We start from the raw sequence: 26519 nt of genomic DNA, 5'->3' as shown, positions 1-26519 counted from the left end.
GCAAAAAGGCTGCTCCGGCCGGCAATGACTTTGCCGGCGGGAACAGCCTTTTTGCTGTAAATCCCAAATTATTTGGTCGTTTCACGGATAATGCTGATGACCATCTCGGCCGCTTTGGCCATATCTACTGCACGAATGCGCTCCTTGGTCGTATGGATGTTCTCATAACCAAGCGCCAGATTCACAGTCGGCACGCCCATGCCATTGAAGATATTCGCATCGCTGCCGCCGCCCGAATGGAAGGTCCGGCTGGTCAAACCGATATTCCCGATGGCCCGCTGCGCAAGCTTCACAACTTCATCGTTTTCATCGAAATGAAATGCAGGGTACACGATTTCGCCGATAAATTCGCATTTTGCTCCGCATTCCTGCACGGCGCTTTCGAGTGCTTCGCGCATATGTTCCATTTGACGTTCAACTTTATCTTGCACGATGCTGCGCGCTTCCGCATCAATCTCCACGTAATCGCAGACCACGTTCGTAGGACCGCCACCGGCAAATTTACCGATATTCGCGGTCGTTTCATGATCCAGCCGCCCCAGCTTCATTCGCGAAATGGCCTTGGATGCAACCTGAATCGCGCTGATTCCATCTTCCGGATTAACGCCGGCATGAGCGGATTTTCCAAAGATTTTCATCTTCATTTTAGCTTGAGTCGGAGCCGCAACGGCAATTGCGCCAATTTCTCCATTCGAGTCAATCGCATATCCTATCTCGGCATCGAGGTATTTCGGATCCATTGCGCGTGCTCCGAGCAAACCGGATTCCTCGCCTACGGTGATCACAAACTGGATTTGTCCATGCGGAATTTGCTGTTCACGGATTACCTTGATCGCTTCCATGAGCACGGCGATGCCGGCTTTGTCGTCGGAACCAAGAATGGTTGTTCCGTCGCTTGTAATCCATCCGTCTTCGCCAAGAGAAGGCTTGATTCCCTTGCCAGGAGTTACCGTATCCATATGGCATGTAAAAAACAGCTTGGGAGCTTTGACGCCCGGTGTTCCCTTCAGCGTTACGATCAGATTTCCCGAACCGTGCCCTGTTCTTGGCTTCGAATCATCCTCAACCACATCCAGTCCGAGGTCGGCAAACTTCTGTTGAAGAACCGCCGAAATCTCTTCTTCATGACCTGTTTCGCTGTCGACTTGGACAAGTTCCATAAATTCTTCCACTAAACGTTCCTGTATGATCATTGGACTTTCCTCTCTCTCATGGTTAAGTTACAATAATTATAGTTGAAACAAGCTGTATGGACTCTAAATTCATATTGCACAACCTATTTTAATTCAGTAAATGGCTCAAAACTGAAAATAGTTCTTGATATTAGGCGGTTTGACCGCTGCGGTTACGGATCGTTCTTCCGATCGCTGTTGTCTCCAAATTTCTCTGATTATAACTTTCCAAATTGGTAGAAATCCGGAGACAAAGGCGACCGCTACCGCTTCTTCAGATCGATTCCGTCCCCTCCGCTACCACGCCTCTTGTTAAATACTTATCATGTTTTGAGCCGGTAAAGGAGTAGTTATGCAAAACAAGAAATGGTTCCGCGTATTTGTTTACTTGATGCTTATCGCCATGTTCGGCTCCATTATTTTCGGAGTCGTGGAATCCGTGATCGCCCGCTGACTCAGCGGGCCGCATCAATTGCAGAATCTGCCGCAATTTCATACGAAAATACTTTTGCGAAAAACGGCATAATCTCCTCGGCTACCTGCTCCACCGAAAAGTTTCTTCCCGTGCATTTCTCGAGCGAAGTTACGCCGTATTCCTGAATTCCGCAAGGAATAATCCCCTTAAAGCCCTGCTCTTCAATCCCGTCCTTTATGTTGAAAGCAAAGCCATGACTGGTGACAAAAGCGCGGCGGCTGCGGCATTTATTGAATTTGACGCCGATGGCGCATATCTTCAAATCGCCGACCCAAACGCCCGTATACTCCGGTTTGCGTCCCGCTTCGATGCCATAATGCCACAAAAAATTAATGATAACCTGTTCCAGATTACGCAAGTAGGCATGCAAATCCAGACCTGCCCCCTCAAGTAGAAGCAGCGGATACCCGACAAGCTGGCCGGGACCATGATATGTAATATCCCCGCCTCGGTCGATTTCGAATAAGCCGATCCCCTTCTCCTCAAGTTCCTCCTTGCTTAGAAGCAGATGCTCCGGATGTCTTTGCGAACCGATAGTATAGGTTGGCGGATGCTGCAAAAGCAGCAGGGTATCCTGCTGCTCTCCAAGGTCAATGCTTTTTACGATTGATTTTTGCAAATCCCAAGCTGCATCATAACCCATCATCGGCGTGTAGGAAACATGAAGTGTTTTGTTCATGAAAAATTCGTCCTTTCCAGATGATGAATCTACTGACATTAATACACTTTGGTATCAAGCGTATAGGCTTCGATATTTTCCTTAACCCGCTGCAGGAATCGGCCGCAGATCACTCCGTCCAAAATCCGGTGATCCAGGGACAAACAAATATTGGCCATCGAGCGGACCGCGATCATGTCGTTGATCACGACCGGACGTTTGACGATGGATTCGAACGTCAAGATGGCGGCCTGCGGATAGTTGATGATCGGGTAAGACAAAATGGAACCAAAAGATCCAGTGTTGTTCACCGTGAAGGTTCCCCCTTGCATATCCTCCAGCTTCAACTTGCCCTGGCGAGTTTTGGTGGCGAGTTCTTCGATCTCGCGGGCCAATCCCGCAATATTTTTCTGATCCGCCCTTTGAATGACCGGAGTCATCACTGAATCTTCCGTACCGACGGCCAGCGAAATGTTGATATCGCGTTTGACGATAATTTTATTCACTGCCCACACGGAGTTCATAATCGGGTAATCTTTGATCGCATTCACGACAGCCTTCAGGAAGAATGCCAGATACGTTAAATTATACCCTTCTCTCCGTTTGAATTCATCCTTAAGTTTATTGCGCAGCAGCACAAGATTGGTAACATCCACTTCGACCATCGTCCAAGCATGCGGAATTTCGGATACGCTCTGACGCATATTGGTTGCAATCGCGTTGCGCAGCGGCGTTACATCGATCAGAGTTTCGCGCTCTCCGCCGGTGCTTTCCACTTCAATGGACGGAATTTTAGGCAGCTCCGACATATGAAGGCCCGAGTTTCTTTCCGGCGACGGAGACAGCGGAATATATTGCTCCTTCGTAACCGCCGGATTGGCATGCGCCAAACCTTTGAATGGAGATTCCGCTTCTTTGGCGGCTTGTCCTGCTTCGGTTTGCGCTTGATTGTCCGCACCGCCCTTTTCCACATAGGCTAGAACATCCTTGCGGGTAATCCGTCCGCCCATTCCCGTACCCTGAATAGTGCTCAGATCAACGCCATGCTGGGCAGCCAGCGTTTGAACCGCAGGCGAGTAACGGTTTCTCATCGAACTGTCCCCGGCGTTTACGGAAGAGGCGCTTGGCGCAGCCGCTTGCGTTTCTTTGACTCCTGCTGCCTCCGCTTGCGCCTGACCCGCTACCGTCATGCGGCAAATAATTTCCCCGACACCGATCGTCTGGCCTTCAGCCGCTAAGTGCTCAGCCATTATCCCGTCCATGGTCGAAGGAATTTCGGCATTCACTTTATCGGTTATTACCTCACAAATCGGCTCATACTGCTCGACCTTGTCTCCGGGCTGCTTCAGCCATTTGGCAATTGTAGCCGAAACCAGCGATTCGGCCAGCTGCGGCATCACCACATCGGTTAACTTTTGATTTTCTGACATTTTTTCACCCCTAAGCTTCCCTAGTAGATTGCCAACTGACGCATGGCTTCTTTCACTTTATCCTTGCTCAGCATATAAAACTTTTCCAGCGGCGGGCTGATCGGCATCGCCGGCACATCCGGACTGCAGCAGCGCATGATTGGCGCATCGAGATCAAACAAACATTCCTCGGAGATGATCGCCGCCACTTCGGCCCCGACGCCCCCGGTTTTATTATCCTCGTGTACGATCAGCACCTTGCCGGTCTTGCGTACGGCCTCGATGATGCTGTCGCGGTCGAGCGGCTGCAGCGTGCGCAAATCAAGGATATGGGCGGTAATGCCTTCTTCCTTCTCAAGCTCCTCCGCAGCCTGCATGCAGAAATGAAGCGGCATGCTGTAGCCGATGACAGTAATGTCCGCCCCCTCACGAAGCAGATTGGCTTTGCCGATCGGCACGGTATAATCATCAAGAGGCACGTCGCCTTTGATCATTTTGTAGCATTTTTTGTTTTCAAAAAACAGAACCGGATCGGGATCCTGAATCGCTGCCTTCAGCAGTCCTTTTGCGTCATAGGCCGTAAACGGAGCGACGATTTTGAGACCCGGCGTCCCGAAAAAGATGGATTCCGGACATTGGGAATGGTACAATCCCCCGAAAATCCCACCGCCGATCGGCGCCCGGATCACGAGCGGGCAACTCCAATCATTGTTGGAGCGATAGCGGATTTTGGCCGCTTCGTTAATAATTTGGTTCGTGGCAGGCAGCATAAAGTCGGAATACTGCATCTCCGCAATCGGCTTCATGCCGATCATCGCCGCACCGATCGCTACGCCCGCAATGGCGGATTCGGCAAGCGGCGTATCGAGCACCCTGTCTTCGCCGAACTGCTCTATCAAGCCTTTGGTGGTCGTAAAAACGCCGCCTTTTACGCCTACATCCTCACCGAGAACAAATACGGATTCGTCCTTCTCCATCTCTTCTTTCATGGCGAGGCGAATCGCATCGATATATTCCATTACTGCCATGCCTTTTCCCCCTCTTCACGATCGTCCGCATAGACATGCAGCAGCGTTTCCTCAGGCTTCGGATAAGGCGCGTTATCCGCAAAATCGGTCGCATCCTTGATTTCAAGCGCAACTTGCTCCTGCAAATCGGCATCCTTCGCTTCATCCCATATACCGCAGTTGATTAAGTAGGCTTTAAAGCGGGCTATCCCGTCTTTTTTCCAGTTTTCTTCGACTTCTTCCTTCGTCCGGTAAACCATGTCGTTATCGGAAGTGGAATGCGGAGACAACCGGTACATCATTGCTTCGATCAGCGTCGGCCCTTCGCCGCGGATCGCGCGCTCACGCGCTTCCTTCACGGCTTTATATACCGCAAGCGCGTCGTTTCCGTCGACGCGGAATCCCGGAAATCCGTAACCAAGCGCACGGTCGCTTACCTTGCCGCCGATTTGTTTGTGAGCGGGAACTGAAATCGCGTATTGATTGTTCTCGCACATGATGATGACAGGCAGTTTGTGTACTCCCGCAAAATTGAGGCCTTCATGAAAATCCCCTTGGTTGCTGGAGCCTTCGCCAAAAGTGACGTACGAAACGATATCCTGCTTTCTCATTTTAGCCGCCAGCGCTACGCCGACCGCATGGGGAACCTGTGTCGTTACCGGGCTGGAACCCGTCAAAATGCGCAGTCTCTTGCTGCTGAAATGGCCCGGCATCTGACGTCCGCCGCTGTTCGGATCTTCCGCTTTCGCAAAAGACGACAGCATCAGTTCGCGGGCGGTCATGCCCACGGCCATAACAAAACCGTAGTCGCGGTAATACGGCAGGAAATAATCTTTTTCCCGGTCCAAAGCAAACGCCGCCGCTACCTGCGCGGTCTCCTGGCCGATGCCAGACACGTGGAAATTGATTTTGCCCGCTCGCTGCAGCAGCAAATTACGTTCATCGAATTTGCGTGCGAGCAGCATATATTTGTACATGTCAATCACTTGTCCGTTGCTGAGTCCAAGCTGCTCATGCTCATGCCCTGTTCCAACAGTACCTTGTTCATTCATATGAGGTACCTCCTTATTCATAAGCCTTAAACCAAATCTTAACCTGATATTAAAACCTGGTACTAAGACTTGGATTAAGTTTATTATAATCCTTTACGCACCAAAAAGAAAAGAACGATTTTTGAATTCTGTCAGGAATAAGGTGCAGCTTTAGGATCAGGTTACATACCGATGGACATTCCATCCACAGCCAGCATGGCTTCTCCGATGACTTCAGCCAGCGTCGGATGCGGATGCACCATCTGCCCGACCTCCCAAGGTGTCGCGTCCAGCACCTGCGCCAAAGCGGCCTCACTGATCAGATCGGTTACATGCGCCCCGATCATTTGGACTCCGAGAATGTCATTCGTCTTGGCATCTGCCACAACTTTCACAAAACCTTCTTTGCTGCCATACACCAAAGCTTTGCCGATCGCCTGGAACGGGAATTTTCCCACCTTGACCTCATGCCCGTTCCGGCGCGCCTCTTTTTCCGTCCAACCTACGCTCGCAACCTCGGGACGTGTATATACGCAGCGCGGAATCATATGCTCAGGAACCTTGTGAATGGACTCTCCCGCAAGATGATTCACGGCTGCAATGCCTTCATGACTGGCTGCATGCGCCAGCTGCAGGCCGCCAATGACGTCCCCGATGGCGTAAATATGCGCTTCGCCGGTCTGCAAAAACTTGTTCACCGCGATAACTCCCTTTTCCACGCGCACATCCGTATTCTCCAGACCGATATTCTCCACATTGGCCTGGCGTCCGACAGAAACTAGCATGCATGAGGCCGACAGGATCTCGTTTTTCTCTCCTTTTCGCATCTCGATGCTGACTTGACCGTCTTGGACCTGGTATGTATCCGTCTGAACCATACCGCCTGTATGAATAGTAACCCCGCGCTTTGCCAGCAGTTTTTGCAATTCACGGGCCACATCCTGATCTTCGGCAGGCAAAAGCTGATCCGCGGCTTCGACGACAGTCACCCGCACACCGAAATCATTCAGCATGGAAGCCCACTCGACACCAATCACCCCACCCCCGACGATAAGGATGGATTCCGGAAGCTCGTCCATCACAAGTGCATCGTCGCTGGTCAAAATGTATCGGCCGTCCGGTTCGAGTCCAGGCAGCGTGCGCGGACGCGATCCCGTAGCGATGATCAGGTTCGTCGGCACAACCGTTTCCATTTCCCCATCGGCAAGTTCAACAGCCACAGCGCCGCTTTTCGGCGAAAAAATGGAGGGCCCGATAACGCGGCCTTTCCCTTTGAGCACTTGGATTTTATTTTTGCGCATCAAGTATTGAACGCCTTGGTGAAGCTGATCGACGATCGCATTTTTCCGGTTCTGAACCTTGGAAAAGACCAGCTTCGCCCCGCTGGTTTCAATGCCGTAGCTTTCGCTGCCTTGGATATCCGCGTATACTTCGGCGCTCCGCAGCAGCGATTTGCTTGGAATGCAGCCGCGGTGGAGGCAGGTGCCACCCAGCTTGTCCGCTTCAATAATTACCACCTGTTTGCCGAGCTGAGCCGCCCGTATTGCCGCCACATATCCGCCGGTTCCACCGCCGAGTACAGCCACGTCGCAAGAAATATTCATGTCCATCCCCCATCATCTATCCTTAATTTTTGAGCAAACCGCATATGCCATACAAACTGCTTATTGATACTAAAACAATTCAAACATCCTTGTAGCGCAAGGGTAACAATCTTTAAACGTTGTCTGTCTTCTGAAAGACTACGTCGATGGATGTTTTACTTATCTTTTTATTGTACTCGCTTTTTTCTTCATTACAAACCGCCGCCAAATGGATTGCCGCGGGAATAGACTGGAGCCCATGAAAACGTTATGATAGGATTATGTAAATAAGTACGACAGGAAGGGAATTTTAAATATGAAATTAATCATTTCCCGTTTCATTGCCATCCTGATTCTGGTGATCCCCGGATTGATGGCGATGACAGGTTTTTTATTTATGAAAGACGCCATATTCTGGTTCTATTCGGATCACGGAAATACGGATGTAACACCCGTGTTTGAATGGGGGCATTTTGGACTCGGCCTGCTGATGTTTCTCGTCGGCATGAGCTTTCTCGGGGGATGGATTTTGTTCCGCGACCGTAAACGGAATTACGTCGGGCCAAGGTTCAAAGAAAAACGAAAACCGAAGCCGCCTGCCCAGCCTACCCCATAAAAGCGCAAGACCCCGCCGCATTTTTCGACCGTGGCGGGGCCTTTTAAATTTTCCGGAAAACAACGGGCGCTGCCGCGGATTGCGAATCCGTTTCGCTCGCAATAACATCTAGAGGTATATCCTCCTTTTCTTCCCTCTCTTTGTTCCCCAATACCGGCAGTTCCGTCAGCGAAGTGCTGGTCAGTATTACTTTCAGCTCGTTAAAGCGGTTATACAGTACGGATTCCACCACAAAAAAACCCGAGAGAAGCCCGGCAATGACGGCAATCTGCTGCGGACTTAATTCCGTAGCCGCTACCGAGGTCTGAAGCGGCTTCTTCTTCGGGGGAGCTTTGTATTTGCTCTGCGGTTTTTTTCTGGATTGGCTCACTAGATCACCCCGCCATCGTCTGATGTACTCCTGTTACAGCATATAACAGCCGGATGAATTTGGTGTATTTTATAAAAAAATAAAAAGAAAAATGTATCTCGGGCATACTTGCTAAGGGGCAGCAGATTCCCGCTGAAAGCATAATCTCAATAAAACAGATTTTATTCGTATAGCGCATCCCTTAGTTTGGTGGACATTCTTGATTCCTTGCTGCTTGAACTTTTTAAAATGGTTCTGCGCAGGGCATGATTTTGCCGAGTCGTTTCATGCAAGTCCTGCAGCAGTTCATCCAAAAGCTCCCGAACTTCCGGAACCTGCTTCAGCTCCTCCTCCAGTTCCTTAATTCGATTCTGATATCTTTCCATTTTTTCAAACATGTAAACATTCCTCCGTCAATGCATAGACTATCTATCTCTAACCTTACCACTTTCCGCCCGGTTTACGCCAGTTTCGAGAGAAGTATATAGCCACTCTCAGAAGATTATGGTACTCTATAAAAGTCGCCATTTTTCGTGATTCTTCATCCTGTAATAGGACCTGGTTTCAAATGGGAAAGGAGCATAAAAGTGAATAAAGGACGGATAACCGTAATCACGGGACCCATGTTTAGCGAAAAATCAGGTGAACTGATACGCAGATGCCAAAAGCTGGTCCAATACGGACGGAAAAAGCTGGTAGCCTATAAACCGGCTGAGGATCAGCGCTATGCGAAGGATGAAATTGTCAGCCGCATCGGCTATCGCCTGCCGGCCATCTCGATTCCAAAACGTTTGACCGATGAAGTCGTAGCCCGAATCATTAAGGAAACCGCCGATGCCGACGTCGTCGCATTTGATGAAGTGCAGTTTTTTAACAAACCGATTCTGGCTTTGGTCGAAGAACTGGCTTATCAGGGCAAACATGTTATCGTGGACGGATTAAATATGGATTACAGGGGCAAAGAATTCGGATTTATCGGAGGATTGCTTGCGATGGCCGATGACATTCAGCAGCTTACCGCTTTTTGCGCTGTTTGCGGCAGTCCGGAAGCTGTCTTTACCCAACGGATCGTCAACGGCAAGCCAGCCCCGCTCGGTTCGATTATCCTGATCGGTGATTCCGATGATTACGAGCCCCGATGCCGGAACTGTTTTGTTCCCCCACATAAGGTACAATGAAATGGAAAAAGCTCTTCAAACAGGAAGAGCTTTTTTGCATATATAGACGAATTAGTCAAAAGATGCTATTATTTTATACTCATTATTATATAAAAATATATATTGACACATTTTAGGGAGAGGCGTAAACTCGTTTTTTGTAAACAAGTCCGCAAATTTAGCCTTAATTCCACCATATTCAATAAGGGGAGAAAAAAATGAAAAAAGCATTTTCCTTGTTCGCAGTCGCGGTACTTTCTGCAGCCATGCTTGCAGCCTGCGGCAATGACTCCAGCTCCAATAACGCATCCGATTCGCCGTCAGACAAAGATGCCAGAGAAATTACCGTTAGTGCCAAAAGCTTTGAATTCACGCCTTCCGAGATCAAAGTGAAAAAAGGCGAAAAAATAAAACTCGTGCTCAAAAATACGAATGGCGCTCATGGTCTGGAAATCTCCGGATACAAAATCAACCTGACAAGAGACGGTTCAAAAGTATTCACGGCGGATAAAGCCGGAACCTTTGACTTTGACTGCTCCATTATGTGCGGTGCGGGTCATGGCGATATGAAAGGCAAGCTGATCGTGGAAGAATAAAAACGGACCCCCGTCATGCAGCACCAAACACTTGAGCGCAGGGATCTGCGCGCGGCGGCAAAATGGTGTACAGATCCGTTATTTACGTGTTACATACGCTGAAAAGCCTGCACTTATAGAATTGTTGCAAAAGTGCAGGCTTTTCAGCGAAAAATAAATTATTTTAAGTAAATTGATGTGAAAGTGCAAGCTTTTTAACCGATATCTATCAAACACGAGCTCAATCACATCAATAGATGCACTTTTGCAGGAATTCCTGGCGCGAGATAATTGTGACGTATAAAAAGATGTACTTTCGCAACCTTTTTCTCACTTCACTTACTCTAGTCAGGTCCATCACCCGCCAGCGTCAATCCTCCCAAACATCATCCATCAATTTTTTGATTTCCGCGCTTCGTTCCCGGGTCAGAGCAGGGTTCGGGATCCACTTCCCCCCGCTCCATTCGACGACATCCCCGCGTTTCGCTTTGGGATCAACTTGCGTTTTTGGCACCGCTTGAACATTTCCGTTCAATTCGATTTTGCAGTAATCTCCTTCAAAACCTTCGATAATTCCAGTAGATACTTTCACATGTTCCACTACCTTTCTGTGGCAATATGAATGGATCTGCCGTCCGAGGTTACTTCAACCGTCCCCTGCTTGTCATTTCGGTAGACTTCGACCCCCTGCTGCTGCAGGCGATCCAATACCTTGGGTTTCGGATGTCCGTAAGAGTTGCCTTCGCCCACCTGGATCACGGCATATTTAGGGTGAACTTGTTTCAAAAATTTCGCGGTTGTGGATGAATTGGACCCATGGTGACCCACAAGCAGGACATCCGCTTGCAGGTTCGCACCTGATGCGATCATGTCCTTTTCGCTTTCCGCTTCCGCATCGCCTGTCAGAAGGAACGAGTTTTGCCCGTAAGTAACCTTCACAACGGCGCTCATATTATTCGTATCCTCATAAGTGCCTGTTGGCGCAAGCATATCCACATGAACCTGATCATCGAGGTCCCAGGACAAGCCGGATTTTGCCGTTTTAACTTTCAGTCCCTTGTTTTTGATCGATATGAGCAGAGATTCAAAGGTTTTCGTATTGGATTGGACCTTCGGCATGTAGATCGCACCGACAGGAATATGGTCAATGACTTTATCAAGTCCTCCGATATGATCCGCGTCCGGATGCGTGCCGATGACGACATCAAGCTTGTCGATACGGTACTTTTTCATGTAATCCAGCATCTTCTGCTCCTTGTCGTTATTCCCCGCATCGATCAGCATCGTTTTGCCTGAAGGAGTAACCAGCAGCTGCGAAGCGCCTTGTCCGACATCCAGAAAATAAACCTTAAGCTGCTTGCCCTGCTGCTTGCCGTCGGCTTGATCTGCCGAACCTGCATCAGATAATTCCAAAGAACAGCCCGAAAAAACAAATAAAAAAATACCGGCCAATAATGAAAAAATGATTGCGTATGTACTCTTGGATGTTCGCATAAACTTCCTTTCCTGCGCTTTAGCGCGACCAAAAAAATAGTGAATCGGATTTGCACGAAAAATGCCCGTAATTACGCTACTTTCGGTAAATCGAATGGTCTATCATTTTTTTGATCGCACCTTAAGAACGATATTCCGGATATATCTCAAAGCTTGCATTTCCGGCCTGAAACAGGCCGTTTTTAAAAGAATATTTTAATTTTAAGTCCCCCACATATTCTGCCGGAGAGATCTGGACCGCTGTCGTGGCCGTTAAAACGCCGTCCTCCACTGCATATTGCAGGATGCTCCCAATCCCCGGTGCGCTGTTTAATTGGCCCGCCTCCGACAAAACAAGCCCGGAAGGAATCTCGTAACGGGTGCCCTGTACCATTAGCTCAAGACCTTCACTTGTAAAGCTCCCGCTAAACTGCTTCAAAAACGCCGTATTGCCATCTTCTACATGCAGCTCTTCCCCTTCCGCATTATACACAAGAACATTCGACTGGTAAACACCGGTACCATATCCAGTAGTTAAAATGATGACGGTTTCTTTTTTGCCGTTACCGTTTAAATCCTCGCTAATGATTTGCGGAGCATAGCTCGGATTCGTCACACTATATCCAGGTATGCTGCGCGTGAAAACGGGGGTCTCCAGTTTTAAATGTTCAAAGGTTCCGGATTCGGTTTTATCACCTGAAATGCGGACGGTTTTGTCCTCAGATTCGGCCACCATTACGCCTGCTTGATTATTGATGCTTACGGTGTTGTTCTTCTCGTCAAAAGAGACGTCTTTGCCAAAAAGTTCGCCAAACTCTTTGATAGGCAGCATGATCGCCCCATCTACTTTTTGCACGCCTTTGGAAGTAACCAGTTCCGTGCCGTTAAGCATGATTTTGATTGGATTGTCTTTGGCCAAGGCCATGATTGAAGTCCCGGATAAAATTACAACCGCCGCGGTTGAAGCAGCGATGATCCATTTCTTATATATCAACGTGAAGCTCCTCTCTAAGAAAAGCATAGCTTCAGTGTATGCTTGTATATTTGTTACTTTTATACTAAATGGTTTTCATATACTTATCCAGCCAAAAGATTGTAACCTTTTCCAGCGGGTCTTTTATCCTGACTTCAATCATGTTATTGTTCTTCGTTTGGCACCAGACTGCTTTTGATTTCTTCAAAAGAAATCGGTTTGTAATCCCAATGTTCCACGCTGGCGTTGAAATAATGAAGCCCTTCGTATTTTTGGCTGTGGATATGGCCATGGATGTTAACGTAAGGCATGTGTTTGTTCATATAAAGCGGTTCATGCGACAAGATGAAAAAAGACTGGTACACGAGCGGATATTCGCTTACTTCATCAAAACCGGCATCCAGCCACCAGGCTTTGCTCCGCCCGCGGTCGTGATTGCCCATAATCAGAAACTTATGTCCGTTTAATCGTTCCACGATCGTTTTGGTTTTATCTTTATTGTAAAAAGAAAAATCGCCAAGATGAAACACCTTGTCCTGTTTCGTTACTACGGAATTCCAGCGTTCAATCATAAACTCATCCATCTCTTCCGCTGTGCCGAAGGGTCTGGACTCAAAATCAATAATTTTCTGATGGCCAAAATGATGATCCGAAATTACATATACACGGCTCATTTTCCACTTCCTCCCTAATGGTTGTTTTTTAATTATACCTCAGGCTTTTACGCTTTTGCGAAAAAACCTCTTTTCTTTGTGAAAAGAGGTTTTCTGCTTTCAATATTTATCGACAATGGCTCCCAATGCGGCTCCACGGACATATGGTTTATTTTGCAAAGGTGTACTCCAAGATCAAGATCTTTTATTCGTCATATATAAAAAGCGCGCAGCAGGATATCCTGTGCGCGCCTCGGCCATTTGCTATTTTTCTTCCAACTCATCCGGTACATCGTATTTATTGATATGTGAGGTGATGGCTGCAACGGCTTCGCTGGCATCCGTCGTGGCAGGCACATGCCGGACTACATCATCGGTTTGGTCATGAAAATTCAAACGATCCGCCTCGACGGCTTTCTGTTCATTTTTCTCCATCCTCAATAACTCCTCCTTTTAATTTCATCTGCCTAACCTTGCTCTGATAACGAATATAAAGGTACTTCCCGCTCCTCTTCCGGATTGTTCAGCGCATAAATGCGTGCCGTCTCACTCTGTTCGTTCACATGCTGAATATAGACCGGAGTCCCATCACACAACACATTCGCCATAACGGGAGAGGACGCTATTTCTTGTGCTCTTTGAACATTCATGCAGAAAGACCTCCTTTACTGAGTAGAGTTCGTCTTTACTATGCGCTGGGCAAATATTTGTTATGCATGCTTCATCCAGTACAAAAAAAGTTCCAACTTGTATAGCCAAGCATTCTGGACCTTATAAAAACAAATTCCCTTCCTTATTAAATGTCAGTCAATTATGTACAGACCAACTTCGTCACGATTTTTTTAATCCAAACAAAGAGTGCTGCCCGTCTTTAAGACGAACAGCACTCTTTATGATAAAAACATGAACTAGTATCAGTAGGTTAATCCGTAATTTTAGGCGAATATGGAAATGTAACAGATAAAACGGAACAGTTATTCGAAATTCCCTGACGATTCGTCGAGAAATCGATGACTTCTCCATTATTTTCGGTCTATTTCCGCAATTCACCAGCTTTTCAACTCACCTTATGCTCAATCCGCAGCTTATCTGCAACCATCGCGATGAATTCGCTATTGGTCGGTTTCGACTTGCTAATGTTGATGGTGTAACCGAACAGATGGCTGATGGAATCGATGTTGCCACGCGTCCAGGCCACTTCAATGGCGTGGCGAATGGCGCGTTCCACGCGGGAAGGCGTAGTTTTGAATTTTTCAGCGATGGCGGGATACAGCGTTTTAGTGATGGCGCCCAAAATTTCGATATTGTTGTACACCATCGTGATGGCTTCGCGCAAATATTGATATCCCTTAATATGCGCTGGAACGCCGATTTCATGTATGATCGAAGTGATGTTGGCGTCCAAATTTTTGCCTTTTGCCATCGGAACGACATTGGATTTCACGGTCGACGACATGCTGACATTCCCTGAAGTTACACTCTGTCCGCCTACAAGCTGACGAATGCGGCTTGCAAGAACCTCCATGTCAAACGGTTTAAGAATGTAATAAGAAGCTCCAAGCTGTACAGCCCGTTGAGTGATGTTCTCTTGGCCGAAAGCAGTCAGCATAATGATTTTGGGTTGTGGTGACAAATTCATTTCGCGCAGTCGCTCCAGAACGCCCAAACCGTCCAAATGAGGCATAATAATATCCAAAATGAGTACATCCGGAATTTTTCGCGATTCACTGATCATATTAAGTACTTCCTCGCCATTATAGGCGATTCCCGTAACCATCATATCTTCTTGCTCCGTAATATACTCGGCAAGCAAATTTGTGAATTCACGGTTGTCATCCGCCAATAAAACCTCGATTTTTTGCACTGGCTGCTTCCTCCTTAGAATCAATATCCAATTTTTTTCGTCTGAAATACTTTTCGACATCCCAATTCAAATTCCTTCTGTCGAAAATTATTTTTGTTTATTTTTTTTTGAAGTTGATTTATAATAAATATTTTTATTCAAATTCCACGTATTTTCTGCCAAAAACGACAAAAAAATCTTAAGGCTTAACTCGCCTTAAGATTTAATGCATCACGCTGAGGAATAACGCCTGAATCCTGAAGCATCCATTCAATGAAACAGCCGTATCCCGATTTCGGATCATTCACAAAAACATGGGTAACAGCACCGATAAGCTTGCCGTTTTGTACAATCGGACTTCCGCTCATGCCCTGCACAATTCCTCCCGTTTTTTCAATAAGCCTTGGATCGGTAATCCGTATGACTAAGCCTTTGGTAGCCGGTGAATCCTGTTTAGAAACGTGAACGATATTCACCTTGAATTTCTCTACCTGCTGTCCATCCACAACGGTTAAAATTTCAGCCGGACCTTCTTGAACTTCTTCTGCAAAAGCTACAGGGATGCCTTCTTTATAAAGGCTGTATTCAGGATTCTTAGCCATCTTCCCAAAAATACCAAAATGAGTGTTGCGTTCAATACTTCCCAATACTTTGCTATCTTTCAGAAAGTGAGCTCTCTTCTCACCTGGTTCTCCGTCTTGAGATTTCGAAATCGAAGTAACGCTTGATTGAAGAATCTCGCCGCTGCCAACCGTAATCGGCGTCTGAGTATTCATGTCCGTGATAACATGTCCCAAGGCTCCGTAAACCCCTTGCTCCGGGGCGTAAAAGGTCAATGTGCCCACACCGGCTGCGGAGTCGCGAATATAAAGTCCAAGTCTCCATTTTTGCTCGCTTTGATCAAAAGCGGGTGTCAGATTGGTTTTCATGAACTTGTCTCCGCGTTTAAAAGTAATCTCAAGCGGTTGTTTCTTGCTTCCGGCATCCTCCACGATCTGGGCTACTTTCGATATGTCCTTTAATGGTTGACCATTCATATGGGTCATTAAATCACCAAGTTGAATACCGGCATTTTCCCCGGGAGAAACTTTCGTTGTGGGGTCGACATGAACCAAATGATGCCCGACCACAAGGATGCCTGCGGATTTCACCTTGACCCCGATGGTTTGGCCGCCAGGAATTACTCTCAGATCAGGAATGACATGAATTTGTACCGTTTTAAACGGAATTTTACCAAACAACTTAAAGGTCAATTTGGCTTTGCCGCTATGCTGGGGTTGAAGCTGCAGCGGCTGCTGCGGGGAAACCTTCAGCGTTGAAGCGGCTGAGCCGTTCATCTGCAAGACATCCGGACGATCGATTGTTGCTTGTGCAGCTACCGGCATGGCCAATTGAACGGAGTTCGAATCGCCGGCAAACATCCTGATCTCGTTTGGTATGGACGTAAAGCTCTGTACAGGTGCTGTCATGCCAAAAAAACAAAGAAAGAAGACAATGAAAAGACCGAGCATTTTAATCCTGAGGCTGCAGTTCAATGGCTGTCACGCTCCTTTGGCTTCTTTCGCTTGACGAAAAAGGTGGTCGCCAATTGCGTACCTTTAAGATTGCCCTGCCCCCAGGCTTTTATTACTGTCAATCATTACGCTGGTGCGGTCTTGACAGCCTTCCGCTGCTCCGCCAGCTTCAACATTTCTTGGGCATGATGGAGCGTTCTTTCTGTAATTTCAACGCCGCCAAGCATACGCGCCAGCTCTTCTACGCGCCCGTGATCGGTAAGCTCCTCCACACGAGTCATGGTTCGTTCATCTTCAATGTTTTTCTCAATCAGGTATTGATGATCCGCCATACAGGCAACCTGAGGCAGATGCGTAATGGAGAACACCTGACAGTTCTCCGCAAGCTTATCCAGCTTTTCGGCGATCGATTGAGCCGCTCTTCCGCTGACACCAGTATCAACCTCGTCAAAAATCAATACCGGAATACGATCATGCCTTGCAAATATGCTTTTCATGGCAAGCATCATTCTGGAAAGTTCGCCCCCTGACGCAATTTTGCTAAGCGGGCGCAAAGGTTCCCCTGGATTGGGTGAAATCATGAATTCGGCCGTATCGATGCCTTGGCGGGTCAGCTTGATTTTGCGTCCATCAATATCGGCGCCTTTCGGATCCTCAAATCGCTCCAATCTGACCTCCAAAGAGGTCCTTTCCATATGCAGATCCTTCAGTTCTTTCTCCACTTGACCGGCCAGATCGGAAGCACATAATTGCCGCGCTTCGCTTAGTTCCTTCGCTGCAGCAATCAAATCCTCAAGCATTTCGTCACGGCGGATTTTCAGTTCTTCCAGACGTTCATCCTTATTCTCCAGCGCATCGGTTTCCTGCAAAATGCTATTGTAATAAGTCAAAATTTCATCGACGGTTTCGCCATATTTTCGGCGCAGGGATGTAATTAGATCAAGTCTTTCTTCCACTTCATTCAGGCGTTCGGGATTAAACTCAATATCGTCACGGTAGTTCCGAAGCTGGAAGGCAGCGTCTTCAAGCTGGTAATAAGCCGATTGCAGCTGTTCCAAGATAGGCTTCAGTTCCTTTTCATCGTATGCCGCGACATCCTCCAACCGCGAGATAGCCGTGCTAACCGTTTCAAGCCCCTGCTGACCGTATATCAGGTTATAGGCTTCGGAAACAGAGTCCATCATTTTCTCGCTATGGGATAGCTTCACCCGTTCTTCCATTAGCCATTCATCTTCGCCCGACTTTAAAGAAGCCGTTGAAATTTCCTCCAGCTGAAAACGATACAAATCAAGCATTTGATATGTTTTCTGGCTGTTGCTGATTAGCTCCCTGTATTCCTTTTCGACTTTCGAAAACTCTGCGTATTTCTCCTGATATTGCCTTTTTATCGGGCCGATAATGGCTTCTCCATATGTATCGAGGAGATGCAAATGACGGTCAGCACGCAACAGGTTCTGATGCTCATGCTGGCCGTGTATATTAATGAGCTGTTCTCCGATTTCCCGGAGCATGGTAAGATTAACGAGATGCCCATTAATGCGGGAAGTGCTTTTCCCTTGATTATTCACTTCCCGCCGGATAATTAAATGCTCTTCAGGATCGGCTTTTACACCGAATTGTTCCAGTGCGCTCCATGCAGGATGAGTCTGCTGCAGTTCAAACATCGCCTCGATTTCTGCTTTATCGCATCCGTACCGGACCAAATCGGCCGAACCTCTTCCACCTGCAATCAGGCTCAAAGCATCGATAACGATCGACTTACCCGCTCCGGTTTCCCCTGATAGCACATGAAACCCTGCATGAAATGACACATCCACCGCTTCGATCACGGCCAGATTCCGAATACTTAATGTCATCAGCATTTAAAAAGCACCCCCGTTTAATGCGCACTGCCGCCAATATATCCCATGATCATGTTGACCAGACTTTCGCTGTCCTCATTCGTGCGGCAGATCATCAGAATCGTATCGTCGCCGCAAATCGTCCCCATGATCTGATTCCATTCCATGTTGTCCAGCAGCACCGCGATCGCGTTCGCCGTACCAGGCAAGCATTTCATTACTACCAGATTATTGGTGTAGTCGATATGGACAAAATTGTCCACAAGCGCTCGCTTCAACTTCTGAATCGGATTATAGCGCTGGTCTGTTGGGAGCGAGTATTTGTACCGTCCATCATCCATCGGCACCTTAATCAAAAGCAGTTCTTTAATATCGCGCGATACCGTTGCTTGCGTGACCTGAAACCCTTCGGCGCGCAGCGCCTCCACCAGTTCATCCTGCGTTTCGATATCCTGATGCGTAATAATCTCCCGGATTTTGATATGTCGTTGACCTTTCATAAAGTACCTCCTGCTAGAAACTTATATTTATTCATCATATCCATTCCAATCTTCTTCATCCCAATCAAAATGTATGCAAGCAACCTCAGCATTCTCCACGTCCACGTAAAGAACTCCTGCGCATCCGGGATAAAGTAAAAAATACGGCAGCAGGCGATCGCGGATGGAGCTGCCCGTCCAGTCCATCGGCAGGCGGTTTCTTGCCACTTTGACGAGATAAGTTCTGTCTTCATCGTTTCTGGCAAGAAAATCAATAAACAATCGGCTATGAAAATCTTCCCCATTCACTTCAAACAGCAGCGGAATTTTAATCTTGCCGCCAAATACTTCATACCCTGCCTTTTCCAGCAAATCCACTGCCGGATGATCGGGAATAACATCATTTATGGGCATATCCGGCACACGGGCAGGCAGCGGTTTAAATAACCATGACCTGATACCGTATGCGATCCAAATCAAAATCAATAAGCCAATCAGAAGCATGACGAGCCAGTCCACCCGTTCTTCCATCCCGATCACCTCATCGTCTTAATTCGCGGGTATCGGATGAAATTCCTTTTTTCACGCTTAGAAAGCAAGCCATGTCCAATAAATTTATTAAAGCAAAAAGAAATGCATAACATCAACTTTTTATTTCTATTATATACCAAACAAACGTTCTCATCAATTTGCTTTTTAAACACTTTTAGACAAGTACTTCAAGGCAGATGATCTACGAAAGCAAAGAAACCCATCACTTGGATGAGTTTCCCGTAAATGTATTCGAGGCTTCAGCCACTATTGGATCAACGGTAGCATGGAGTTTTTCATTAAACTCTTCCGCGGATTCTTTCCCTTTTTCGCACTCTTCCCCGCTTAAATGCCAATGGGCCAAAAATTCGATGTTGCCTTCACCACCCGTAATCGGCGAAAAAGTCAAACCCTTTAGTTCGAACCCTAAGTCATGGGCGAAGGCAAGAATATTCATCAGCACTTCCCGGTGAACGGACGGTTCCCGAACAACCCCGGATTTTCCAACCTTCTCACGGCCGGCTTCAAATTGCGGTTTAATTAATGCGGCCACGTCCGCCGGGCGCTTCAAAAGCTCTTGCAGCGGCGGCAAAATGATGCGGAGAGAAATGAAGGAAACGTCAATGCTTGCAAAATCCGGCTCAGGTCCGGTCAAATCCGCAGGCGTCATATAACGAAAATTGGTTTTTTCCATCACATTGACGCGTTCGTCATTCCGCAGCGACCAATCCAGCTGATTGGAACCCACATCAATCGCATATACATAGCCGGCTCCGTGCTGAAGCGCGCAATCCGTAAATCCTCCGGTGGAGGAACCGATATCGAGCATCGTTCTGTCCTTCATATCTAAACCGAAGGTTCGTATCGCTTTTTCAAGCTTAAGTCCCCCGCGGCTGACATAAGGATGGACGGCGCCTTTGACGCGAATGGCTGCATCCCGCGGGATCTTCATCCCCGCCTTCTCCATTCTCTCTTCATTCGCAAGCACCAAACCGGCCATGATGGCGGCTTTGGCCTTTTCGCGACTCTCGAAAAATCCCTGCTCGACCAGCAGGATGTCAATCCGTTCTTTTGGCGAATTCATGTTTATCTCCTGGTTTTCGTTTCCGGCTTAAGAAGTATATCCCGCTCTGCCCATTCCGAACGAATGCAGGGACATCAGTTTTTTGATTTCGACGCATACGGCCTCTGAGGTAAGTCCGGTATCCTCGCGCTGATCTTTGACGCTGCCATGTAAGATAAAACGGTCCGGCACGCCCATCAGGGACACTCTCGCATCAAAAATATGTTTGCTTGCGTAAAACTCAAGCACCGCACTGCCAAGGCTTCCCGCTTCGCAGGCTTCCTCCAGCACGATCATATTGGTATGGGAATTCGCAAGCTCCAGCAGCATATCTTCATCCAGAGGTTTCAAGAAGCGGGCGTTAACGACGCGGAGGTTGATTCCTTCACGTTTTAATTGCTCCGCCGCGTCCAAAGCAACCTGAACCATAGGGCCGGCAGCCAATACCGCATAACCTTCGCCCTCGCGCACCGTCTCCCATTTTCCGATCGGGATGGAAACCAGCTTCTCATCCAGCGGCACGCCGAGTCCGTTAATCCGCGGATAACGGTAGGCGATCGGCCCGTCATCATATTCAAGCGCCGTTTTCATCATATGGCGCAGCTCGTTTTCATCCTTCGGCATCATCAAAACCAAATTCGGGACATGCCGCAAAAAGGCCACGTCAAAGACGCCTTGATGCGTTTCGCCGTCCGCCCCGACGAAACCGGCACGGTCGATTGCAAACATCACGTTTGCGTTGTGGCGACAAATGTCATGAACAATCTGGTCATACGCTCTTTGCATGAAGGTCGAATAAACCGCAAATACCGGCTTCATGCCTTCCATCGCCAGCGCTGCGCACATGGTGGCCGCATGCTGTTCAGCGATCCCGACATCAATCATTCTGCTTGGGAATTTTTCGCTGAACTCAATGAGCCCCGAGCCTTTCGGCATAGCCGGCGTAACGGCGACGATCCTCGGATCCTTTTCCCCAAGCTCGATCAGCGTTTTGCTGAAGACATCGGTGTACATCGGATTCCCAACGGATTTAAGCTCTTTACCGGACTCGATTTTGTACGGCGAAATGCCATGCCATTTATGAGAATCGGCTTCAGCCGGTTTATAGCCCTTGCCCTTCGTTGTCAGGACATGGACAAACACCGGGCCGCGCACGTTATCTGCCTGTTTAAATGTCTCGATCAGCTTCTGCAGGTCATGCCCGTCAACCGGACCGAGATACGTAAGTCCCAGCTCTTCGAACAACACGCCGGGCACCATCATATATTTCAGGCTCTCCTTCAGGCGGGAGCCCGTTTTGGCCAACATGCCGCCGATTGCCGGAATTTTCTTCAGCATAATCTCAAGTTCTTCCTTGGCCCGAAGATAATGGCGGTCGGAGCGGATTTTGCTCAGATAATTATGCATCGCGCCGACATTCGGAGCGATCGACATTTCATTGTCGTTTAAAACGACCATCAAATCTTTTTGCTCATGGCCGATATGGTTCAAGGCTTCGAAAGCCATCCCCCCGGTCAAGGCGCCGTCGCCAATAACGGCGATGACTTTATTATTTTCGCCTTTTAAGTCCCGGGCCAGCGCCATCCCCATCGCCGCGGACAGCGATGTGCTGCTATGTCCGGCCTCCCAAACGTCGTGCTCGCTTTCACTTCTTTTCACAAAACCGCACAGACCTTTGTACTTGCGGAGGGTATCGAATTGATCCATCCGGCCGGTCAATATTTTGTGAACATAAGCCTGATGCCCGACATCAAAAATAAATTTGTCGCGTGGACTGTCATAACAGTAATGCAGGGCCAGCGTGAGTTCCACCACTCCCAAATTCGATGCGAGATGCCCTCCGGTTACGGACAGCTTTTCAATCAGAAATTGACGGATTTCGGCCGCCAGAGAAGTGAGTTTTTCAACCGATAAAGATTTGATTTGTTCAGGCTGATTAATTTGTGGAAGCAGCACGTCGTTCTCCCCGCTTTCCTCGATGGTATCAATATTTTCATTATGTCCGGCTTCCATGTAAAAGCCTCTTTTCATTTCATTTGGTTACGCTTTCCATATGGAAACAGCGATTCTTTTCGTCATTATATCACAAAACGTTACGCAAACATAAACTGTTTGCCGTTTAATGATCCCTATTCATCAGAAAATCGGCGATTTCGAGCAGCCGCGTAGGGTTCGAAAACCCGGCTTCGGCCACTGCGGCCTTGGCTTCATCGGTCAGCCGCCGCACTTCCCGTTTTGAAGCTTCAAGCCCGATAAAATACGGATATGTTACTTTCTCCTGTTTGATGTCGCTTTGTGTTTTTTTGCCCAGTTTGGTTTCATCGCCTACCAAATCCAAAATATCGTCCTGGATTTGGAATGCAAGCCCGAGCTTTTGTCCGAAAACGCGCAGCGCATCAAGCTGTAATTCGTTCGCCCCGGCGATTCGTCCGCCCGCCAGCAGGGAAAATGCGATCAGATCGGCCGTTTTGTGAAGGTGAATATATTCGAGCTGCGCAAGCTCCGTCAGCCCCTGCTCGCCCTCCATATCAGCTGCTTGTCCTCCTACCATGCCTCTAGGGCCGGACAATTCTGATAAATCCATCGTAATATTAACCACTCTATCGGCTGGAACGCCGTGAGTACGATTAAGCTGCGCCACCAAATAAAAGGCGTGCGTAAGAAGCGCGTCGCCGGCCAGAATGGCCGCCGCTTCCCCAAACACTTTGTGATTCGTCAGCTTTCCGCGCCGGTAATCATCATTGTCCATAGCAGGCAAATCATCATGGATCAATGAGTAGGTATGCACCATCTCAACTGCACATGCGGCGTCAAGCGCCGCCTCCGCATTCCCTTCCAAAGCCTCGCAAGCAGCCATGACCAGCAGGGGACGCATACGTTTCCCTCCGGCCATCAAGGAGTACAGCATGGCTTCGCGCAGCGTGGACGGCACCTGCCAATGCGCAGGCACACTCTCCTTCAGTCTTTGGGCAACCCGATCAATGATGTGCTGTTGATATTCTCTGAAGGAGACCGGTTCACTCAAGTACGTCACCACCGTTTGCATCAATTGAGGCGCCGAACGGCTTTTTACGCAGCCCGTCGGCATCGATCACGATCGTTTCAATTTTCCGTTCCACCTCTTCGAGCTTTTGGCTGCATAGCTGCGACAGCTTCATTCCTTGCTGGAACAATTCAATGGCCTTTTCCAGCGGAACATCGCCATGCTCCAGCTCCCCAACGATGTCCTCAAGCTGGATCATCGCATCTTCAAATTTCAATTCATTGTCCTTATCCGTCACCCTTGTCCATCCTCCTTCATTCCCCATACTTGGCATGAGAGCTGACCGTCGCTGACTTTGATTCGGACCAGATCCCCAAGCTGTGCATCATTGACCGATTTGATGAGTCGCTGCTCCTGCTCGTCATAAACGAGGCTGTAGCCGCGCGCCATGACCTTCAGTGGACTCAAGGCGTCAAGCTGTCTGATCGACGAGCGCAGCTGCGACTGTTTGTTTTTCAGCAGCGCCTGCATTAAAGCTGTCAGCTGCTTGCTGTTTAACTCGCACCGTTTCTTGGCATAAGCGAGCTGTTCCTGCGGATGATGCCGCATCAGCCCGTGGTGGAGCCGGCTTTGCTTCTCCCGGCTCTGACTCAGCTTGGCCCGCATACTCCCTTGCAGGCGCTGCTTCAGCATATCCAGCCGCTCGGCATGCTGCAGCAAGTACCTGCGCGGATGTACAAGCACAGGAGAGCGCTGCAGTGAAGCAAGCTGCTGGCGGCTTCGTTTCACCCGCTCAAGCAGCAGCTGCTTCAAGAGACGCTGGCGCTGCTCGATTCCGGCGCGAAGCTCCGCCGAATGCGGAACCGCAAGCTCGGCTGCAGCGGTCGGTGTAGCGGCCCTAAGATCAGCCGCAAAATCGGCAATGGTAAAGTCTGTTTCATGGCCTACCGCCGATATAACCGGAATAAAGGATGCGCGGATCGCTCTGGCCACCTGCTCCTCGTTAAATGCCCATAATTCCTCGAGAGAACCTCCGCCGCGGCCAACGATCAGCACATCGGCTTCTTCCATCTCATTCATGTCCCGGATTGCACGGACAATTGAAGGTGCCGCCCCTTTGCCCTGGACAAGCACGGGATACAAAATGACTCTCGCCTGCGGATAACGCCGTCCAAGCGTGATCATAATATCCCGGACGGCCGCCCCGGTAGGAGAAGTAATGACGCCGATCGTTTCCGGAAATTTAGGTATGGGCCGCTTGCGCTCTACAGCAAAGAGACCCTCCTCTTCCAGTTTTTTCTTCAGCTGCTCAAATGCCAGATACAAACTGCCGATGCCGTCAGGCTGCATATGCGTTGCATAAAACTGGTACTGGCCGTCACGTTCGTAAACCGTCACGTTGCCTCTTGCAATCACTTTGGAGCCTTCCTTCGGCACAAAGGGCAGCCGCTGGTTATGCGAAGCAAACATAATGGCCCGAATGCGGCTGCCTTCGTCTTTGAGGGTAAAATACATATGGCCGCTGGAGTGATGGGTAAAATTCGATATTTCGCCGCGAATCCACACATCGGACAATAAGTTATCCGAATCTAGCTTCATCCGGATATATCTGTTCAGGTCTTTGATTGATAAAACACGCTGTGATTCCATGTCAGAACCCCTCACGCGAGGCCGTGATGGCGTTTTGCCGCAAGCAGCGTATTTTGCATCAGCATCGTTATAGTCATCGGACCCACGCCTCCAGGCACCGGAGTAATCGGACCCGATACTTCCTTCACGCTTTCAAAATCCACGTCGCCGGCCAGCTTGCCATTATCAAGCCGGTTCATGCCGACATCGATCACAACCGCGCCCGGTTTCACGTAACTTGCATCAATGAAATTGGCGCGGCCGATCGCCACTACGAGCACATCCGCCTGGCGTGTGATTTCTGCCATATTCGCTGTACGCGAATGGCACATCGTTACCGTTGCGTTTTCCCGCTGCAGCAGCAGCGAGACCGGCTTGCCTACGATATTGCTGCGGCCGATCACTACGGCATGTTTGCCTGACAACGAAATGCCCGCGCGTTTGATGAGTTCGATCACGCCGGCCGGGGTGCATGGAAGCAGGCTGTCGTCGCCAATCACCAGATTCCCCACGTTGACCGGATGGAATCCATCCACGTCCTTATCCACGGCAATCGCATTAATGACCGCTTTTTCATCAACATGTCCGGGCAACGGCAGCTGCACCAAAATGCCGTCGATATTATTTTGACTGTTCAGCTTCTCCACGAGCGCAAGCAAATCGGCTTGCGATGTTTCCGCAGGCAGACGATGAACCTCGGAGTAAAAGCCCAAATCATGACATGCTTTTTCCTTATTGCGAACATATACCTGGGAAGCCGGATCTTCGCCCACAAGGACAACGGCAAGACCTGGAACGACGCCTTTGGCTGCCAATGCCTTTACTTCTACGGCAATACTGCCGCGGATTTCCTCAGAAACCTGTTTACCGCTGATAATAGTTGCTGTCATTACACTCTCTCCCCCTTCTTTGAATGGATCCTATGATTTACATCCGGTTCCTGCCTTCAGCCACAGTAAAGCCGTAATTCAGGAAGGATCTTTTTCCCCTTGTTTTAACTTGTCCAGCTCGCGGATCATGTTCCCCAGAACTCCGTTAACGAATTTGCCCGATTCTTCGGTACCGAAATGCTTGGAAAGTTCGATCGCTTCATTAACCGCAACTTTAGCGGGCACATCATCCGAATACAGCAGCTCATATGCAGCCAATCGCAGAACTTGGCGGTCCACTCTCGACAGTCGGCTGATTTGCCAACCTTTCAGGTAGTTTTCCAGCAGACCGTCAATCACTTGTTTATGGCTCCAAATGCCGTTAACAAGATCAAGCACATATTCCTTCAGCTTGATTTCATTGGTGATGACGCGTTCGGTGTCATTTTCTTCCGCCGCTTCATTCAGCAGCATCTCCACCGCTTCTGCGCTGTCCACCTCATTCATTTCCATTTGATATAAACTTTGCACGACGATTTCCCTTGCTAAGCGTCTTTTCATTATGTTCCTCCTGAACCAGTCATAAATGCACTTTCATTAGTATGGGTTGCTGAACAAAGATTGTTGCACAATCCT

General features: G+C 48.6%; 30 protein-coding genes. 4 read left to right on the top strand and 26 right to left on the bottom strand.

Translation table 11 applies throughout. From position 1 onward, the window contains the following. Positions 1-68 precede the first annotated feature (68 nt). Positions 69-1193, bottom strand: a complete 1125-nt coding sequence (locus tag L6442_RS11375; RefSeq protein ID WP_212978468.1) for a tripeptidase T — start codon at positions 1191-1193, stop codon at positions 69-71. Between the two features lie 331 nt (positions 1194-1524). On the opposite strand from L6442_RS11375, the gene prli42 reads away from it, so the two are divergent. Then, a complete protein-coding gene (prli42, locus tag L6442_RS11370; protein WP_194230240.1) occupies positions 1525-1626 on the top strand; it encodes a stressosome-associated protein Prli42 in 102 nt (33 codons plus the stop codon). 1 nt (position 1627) lies between these two features. Here prli42 and lipB read toward each other — a convergent pair whose 3' ends face one another. The 5 genes from lipB to lpdA form a co-directional block, all read right to left on the bottom strand. After that, positions 1628-2326, bottom strand: a complete 699-nt coding sequence (lipB, locus tag L6442_RS11365; protein ID WP_212978469.1) for a lipoyl(octanoyl) transferase LipB — start codon at positions 2324-2326, stop codon at positions 1628-1630. Positions 2327-2364: 38 nt separating this feature from the next. Then, entirely contained in the window at positions 2365-3735 is a 1371-nt protein-coding gene (locus tag L6442_RS11360; RefSeq protein WP_212978470.1) for a dihydrolipoamide acetyltransferase family protein, read from the bottom strand. A gap of 20 nt (positions 3736-3755) precedes the next feature. Next, positions 3756-4742 carry an alpha-ketoacid dehydrogenase subunit beta gene (locus L6442_RS11355; protein WP_194230243.1) on the bottom strand — a complete coding sequence of 329 codons (987 nt, stop codon included), beginning with the start codon at positions 4740-4742 and terminating at the stop codon, positions 3756-3758. Beyond that, the gene (locus L6442_RS11350; RefSeq protein WP_212978471.1) at positions 4733-5773 is read right to left on the bottom strand and encodes a thiamine pyrophosphate-dependent dehydrogenase E1 component subunit alpha; all 1041 of its coding nucleotides are present in this window, start codon (positions 5771-5773) and stop codon (positions 4733-4735) included. The genes L6442_RS11355 and L6442_RS11350 overlap by 10 nt, the downstream gene beginning before the upstream one ends. A 161-nt stretch (positions 5774-5934) precedes the next feature. After that, complete coding sequence (gene lpdA / locus L6442_RS11345; RefSeq protein WP_212978472.1) at positions 5935-7356, bottom strand: dihydrolipoyl dehydrogenase; 1422 nt, start codon at positions 7354-7356, stop codon at positions 5935-5937. A 295-nt stretch (positions 7357-7651) separates the two neighbouring features. On the opposite strand from lpdA, the gene L6442_RS11340 reads away from it, so the two are divergent. Then, positions 7652-7951, top strand: a complete 300-nt coding sequence (locus L6442_RS11340) for a DUF2627 domain-containing protein (RefSeq protein ID WP_212978473.1) — start codon at positions 7652-7654, stop codon at positions 7949-7951. A 43-nt stretch (positions 7952-7994) separates the two neighbouring features. Here the strand turns inward: L6442_RS11340 and L6442_RS11335 are convergent, their stop codons facing one another. Further along, a complete protein-coding gene (locus tag L6442_RS11335) occupies positions 7995-8321 on the bottom strand; it encodes a hypothetical protein (protein WP_194230246.1) in 327 nt (108 codons plus the stop codon). A 161-nt stretch (positions 8322-8482) separates the two neighbouring features. Continuing rightward, the gene (locus L6442_RS11330) at positions 8483-8698 is read right to left on the bottom strand and encodes a hypothetical protein (RefSeq protein ID WP_212978474.1); all 216 of its coding nucleotides are present in this window, start codon (positions 8696-8698) and stop codon (positions 8483-8485) included. A gap of 189 nt (positions 8699-8887) precedes the next feature. Here L6442_RS11330 and L6442_RS11325 point away from each other — a divergent pair, with 189 nt between their 5' ends. Further along, positions 8888-9478: a thymidine kinase gene (locus tag L6442_RS11325; protein WP_212978475.1), complete on the top strand. Its 591-nt coding sequence runs from the start codon at positions 8888-8890 to the stop codon at positions 9476-9478. A gap of 197 nt (positions 9479-9675) precedes the next feature. Next, the gene (locus tag L6442_RS11320) at positions 9676-10053 is read left to right on the top strand and encodes a cupredoxin domain-containing protein (RefSeq protein WP_212978476.1); all 378 of its coding nucleotides are present in this window, start codon (positions 9676-9678) and stop codon (positions 10051-10053) included. 349 nt (positions 10054-10402) lie between these two features. Here the strand turns inward: L6442_RS11320 and L6442_RS11315 are convergent, their stop codons facing one another. The 18 genes from L6442_RS11315 to nusB form a co-directional block, all read right to left on the bottom strand. Then, on the bottom strand, positions 10403-10624 hold the full coding sequence (locus L6442_RS11315; RefSeq protein ID WP_212978477.1) for a DUF3006 domain-containing protein: 222 nt from the start codon (positions 10622-10624) through the stop codon (positions 10403-10405). Positions 10625-10632: 8 nt separating this feature from the next. Next, on the bottom strand, positions 10633-11526 hold the full coding sequence (locus L6442_RS11310) for a ComEC/Rec2 family competence protein (RefSeq protein ID WP_212978478.1): 894 nt from the start codon (positions 11524-11526) through the stop codon (positions 10633-10635). A 121-nt stretch (positions 11527-11647) separates the two neighbouring features. Continuing rightward, the gene (locus L6442_RS11305) at positions 11648-12499 is read right to left on the bottom strand and encodes a stalk domain-containing protein (RefSeq protein ID WP_212978479.1); all 852 of its coding nucleotides are present in this window, start codon (positions 12497-12499) and stop codon (positions 11648-11650) included. 143 nt (positions 12500-12642) lie between these two features. Then, positions 12643-13152, bottom strand: a complete 510-nt coding sequence (locus L6442_RS11300) for a metallophosphoesterase (protein ID WP_212978480.1) — start codon at positions 13150-13152, stop codon at positions 12643-12645. A gap of 243 nt (positions 13153-13395) precedes the next feature. Further along, positions 13396-13566 carry a hypothetical protein gene (locus tag L6442_RS11295; protein ID WP_212978481.1) on the bottom strand — a complete coding sequence of 57 codons (171 nt, stop codon included), beginning with the start codon at positions 13564-13566 and terminating at the stop codon, positions 13396-13398. Positions 13567-13598: 32 nt separating this feature from the next. Further along, on the bottom strand, positions 13599-13781 hold the full coding sequence (locus L6442_RS11290) for a small acid-soluble spore protein H (RefSeq protein WP_212978482.1): 183 nt from the start codon (positions 13779-13781) through the stop codon (positions 13599-13601). Positions 13782-14188: 407 nt separating this feature from the next. Beyond that, entirely contained in the window at positions 14189-14995 is an 807-nt protein-coding gene (gene spo0A / locus L6442_RS11285) for a sporulation transcription factor Spo0A (protein WP_194230256.1), read from the bottom strand. A gap of 185 nt (positions 14996-15180) precedes the next feature. Further along, a complete protein-coding gene (spoIVB, locus tag L6442_RS11280) occupies positions 15181-16509 on the bottom strand; it encodes a SpoIVB peptidase (RefSeq protein WP_212978483.1) in 1329 nt (442 codons plus the stop codon). Positions 16510-16613: 104 nt separating this feature from the next. After that, positions 16614-18350 (bottom strand): DNA repair protein RecN, encoded by a 1737-nt coding sequence (gene recN / locus L6442_RS11275; RefSeq protein ID WP_212978484.1) that lies wholly within the window; start codon positions 18348-18350, stop codon positions 16614-16616. 17 nt (positions 18351-18367) lie between these two features. Further along, positions 18368-18829: a transcriptional regulator AhrC/ArgR gene (gene ahrC, locus L6442_RS11270; protein ID WP_194230259.1), complete on the bottom strand. Its 462-nt coding sequence runs from the start codon at positions 18827-18829 to the stop codon at positions 18368-18370. A 27-nt stretch (positions 18830-18856) separates the two neighbouring features. Continuing rightward, a complete protein-coding gene (locus L6442_RS11265) occupies positions 18857-19339 on the bottom strand; it encodes a hypothetical protein (RefSeq protein WP_212978485.1) in 483 nt (160 codons plus the stop codon). Between the two features lie 223 nt (positions 19340-19562). Further along, positions 19563-20423, bottom strand: a complete 861-nt coding sequence (locus tag L6442_RS11260; RefSeq protein WP_212978486.1) for a TlyA family RNA methyltransferase — start codon at positions 20421-20423, stop codon at positions 19563-19565. A gap of 27 nt (positions 20424-20450) precedes the next feature. Next, positions 20451-22358 (bottom strand): 1-deoxy-D-xylulose-5-phosphate synthase, encoded by a 1908-nt coding sequence (gene dxs, locus L6442_RS11255; protein ID WP_212978576.1) that lies wholly within the window; start codon positions 22356-22358, stop codon positions 20451-20453. Between the two features lie 163 nt (positions 22359-22521). After that, positions 22522-23448: a polyprenyl synthetase family protein gene (locus tag L6442_RS11250; protein ID WP_212978487.1), complete on the bottom strand. Its 927-nt coding sequence runs from the start codon at positions 23446-23448 to the stop codon at positions 22522-22524. Continuing rightward, on the bottom strand, positions 23420-23683 hold the full coding sequence (xseB, locus tag L6442_RS11245) for an exodeoxyribonuclease VII small subunit (RefSeq protein WP_272880331.1): 264 nt from the start codon (positions 23681-23683) through the stop codon (positions 23420-23422). Before xseB ends, L6442_RS11250 begins: the two co-directional genes overlap by 29 nt. Then, positions 23680-25035, bottom strand: coding sequence for an exodeoxyribonuclease VII large subunit (gene xseA, locus L6442_RS11240; protein ID WP_212978488.1), 1356 nt, complete (start codon positions 25033-25035; stop codon positions 23680-23682). Before xseA ends, xseB begins: the two co-directional genes overlap by 4 nt. 11 nt (positions 25036-25046) lie before the next feature. Then, the gene (gene folD / locus L6442_RS11235; RefSeq protein WP_212978489.1) at positions 25047-25904 is read right to left on the bottom strand and encodes a bifunctional methylenetetrahydrofolate dehydrogenase/methenyltetrahydrofolate cyclohydrolase FolD; all 858 of its coding nucleotides are present in this window, start codon (positions 25902-25904) and stop codon (positions 25047-25049) included. A 78-nt stretch (positions 25905-25982) separates the two neighbouring features. Further along, positions 25983-26444, bottom strand: coding sequence for a transcription antitermination factor NusB (gene nusB / locus L6442_RS11230; protein ID WP_212978490.1), 462 nt, complete (start codon positions 26442-26444; stop codon positions 25983-25985). Between the last annotated feature and the right edge of the window lie 75 nt (positions 26445-26519).

The organism is Paenibacillus azoreducens (assembly GCF_021654775.1).
In the GTDB taxonomy this organism is placed as follows: Bacteria; Bacillota; Bacilli; order Paenibacillales; family Paenibacillaceae; genus Paenibacillus_AQ; species Paenibacillus_AQ azoreducens.
Note: the sequence above shows the minus strand (reverse complement) of the source record. Positions and strands in the feature narration are given on the sequence as shown.

Bases quoted from the DNA above. Each gene is read 5' to 3' on its own strand.
- L6442_RS11360 (WP_212978470.1), bottom strand. From the start codon at position 3,735: ATGTCAGAAAATCAAAAGTTAACCGATGTGGTGATGCCGCAGCTGGCC.
- folD (WP_212978489.1), bottom strand. From the start codon at position 25,904: ATGACAGCAACTATTATCAGCGGTAAACAGGTTTCTGAGGAAATCCGC.
- lipB (WP_212978469.1), bottom strand. From the start codon at position 2,326: ATGAACAAAACACTTCATGTTTCCTACACGCCGATGATGGGTTATGAT.
- L6442_RS11250 (WP_212978487.1), bottom strand. From the start codon at position 23,448: ATGCAAACGGTGGTGACGTACTTGAGTGAACCGGTCTCCTTCAGAGAA.
- prli42 (WP_194230240.1), top strand. From the start codon at position 1,525: ATGCAAAACAAGAAATGGTTCCGCGTATTTGTTTACTTGATGCTTATC.
- L6442_RS11350 (WP_212978471.1), bottom strand. From the start codon at position 5,773: ATGAATGAACAAGGTACTGTTGGAACAGGGCATGAGCATGAGCAGCTT.
- nusB (WP_212978490.1), bottom strand. From the start codon at position 26,444: ATGAAAAGACGCTTAGCAAGGGAAATCGTCGTGCAAAGTTTATATCAA.
- L6442_RS11340 (WP_212978473.1), top strand. From the start codon at position 7,652: ATGAAATTAATCATTTCCCGTTTCATTGCCATCCTGATTCTGGTGATC.
- L6442_RS11290 (WP_212978482.1), bottom strand. From the start codon at position 13,781: ATGAATGTTCAAAGAGCACAAGAAATAGCGTCCTCTCCCGTTATGGCG.
- L6442_RS11260 (WP_212978486.1), bottom strand. From the start codon at position 20,423: ATGAATTCGCCAAAAGAACGGATTGACATCCTGCTGGTCGAGCAGGGA.
- L6442_RS11375 (WP_212978468.1), bottom strand. From the start codon at position 1,193: ATGATCATACAGGAACGTTTAGTGGAAGAATTTATGGAACTTGTCCAA.
- ahrC (WP_194230259.1), bottom strand. From the start codon at position 18,829: ATGAAAGGTCAACGACATATCAAAATCCGGGAGATTATTACGCATCAG.
- L6442_RS11310 (WP_212978478.1), bottom strand. From the start codon at position 11,526: ATGCGAACATCCAAGAGTACATACGCAATCATTTTTTCATTATTGGCC.
- L6442_RS11320 (WP_212978476.1), top strand. From the start codon at position 9,676: ATGAAAAAAGCATTTTCCTTGTTCGCAGTCGCGGTACTTTCTGCAGCC.
- L6442_RS11355 (WP_194230243.1), bottom strand. From the start codon at position 4,742: ATGGCAGTAATGGAATATATCGATGCGATTCGCCTCGCCATGAAAGAA.
- L6442_RS11295 (WP_212978481.1), bottom strand. From the start codon at position 13,566: ATGGAGAAAAATGAACAGAAAGCCGTCGAGGCGGATCGTTTGAATTTT.
- L6442_RS11300 (WP_212978480.1), bottom strand. From the start codon at position 13,152: ATGAGCCGTGTATATGTAATTTCGGATCATCATTTTGGCCATCAGAAA.
- L6442_RS11265 (WP_212978485.1), bottom strand. From the start codon at position 19,339: ATGGAAGAACGGGTGGACTGGCTCGTCATGCTTCTGATTGGCTTATTG.
- L6442_RS11330 (WP_212978474.1), bottom strand. From the start codon at position 8,698: ATGTTTGAAAAAATGGAAAGATATCAGAATCGAATTAAGGAACTGGAG.
- recN (WP_212978484.1), bottom strand. From the start codon at position 18,350: ATGCTGATGACATTAAGTATTCGGAATCTGGCCGTGATCGAAGCGGTG.
- lpdA (WP_212978472.1), bottom strand. From the start codon at position 7,356: ATGAATATTTCTTGCGACGTGGCTGTACTCGGCGGTGGAACCGGCGGA.
- xseA (WP_212978488.1), bottom strand. From the start codon at position 25,035: ATGGAATCACAGCGTGTTTTATCAATCAAAGACCTGAACAGATATATC.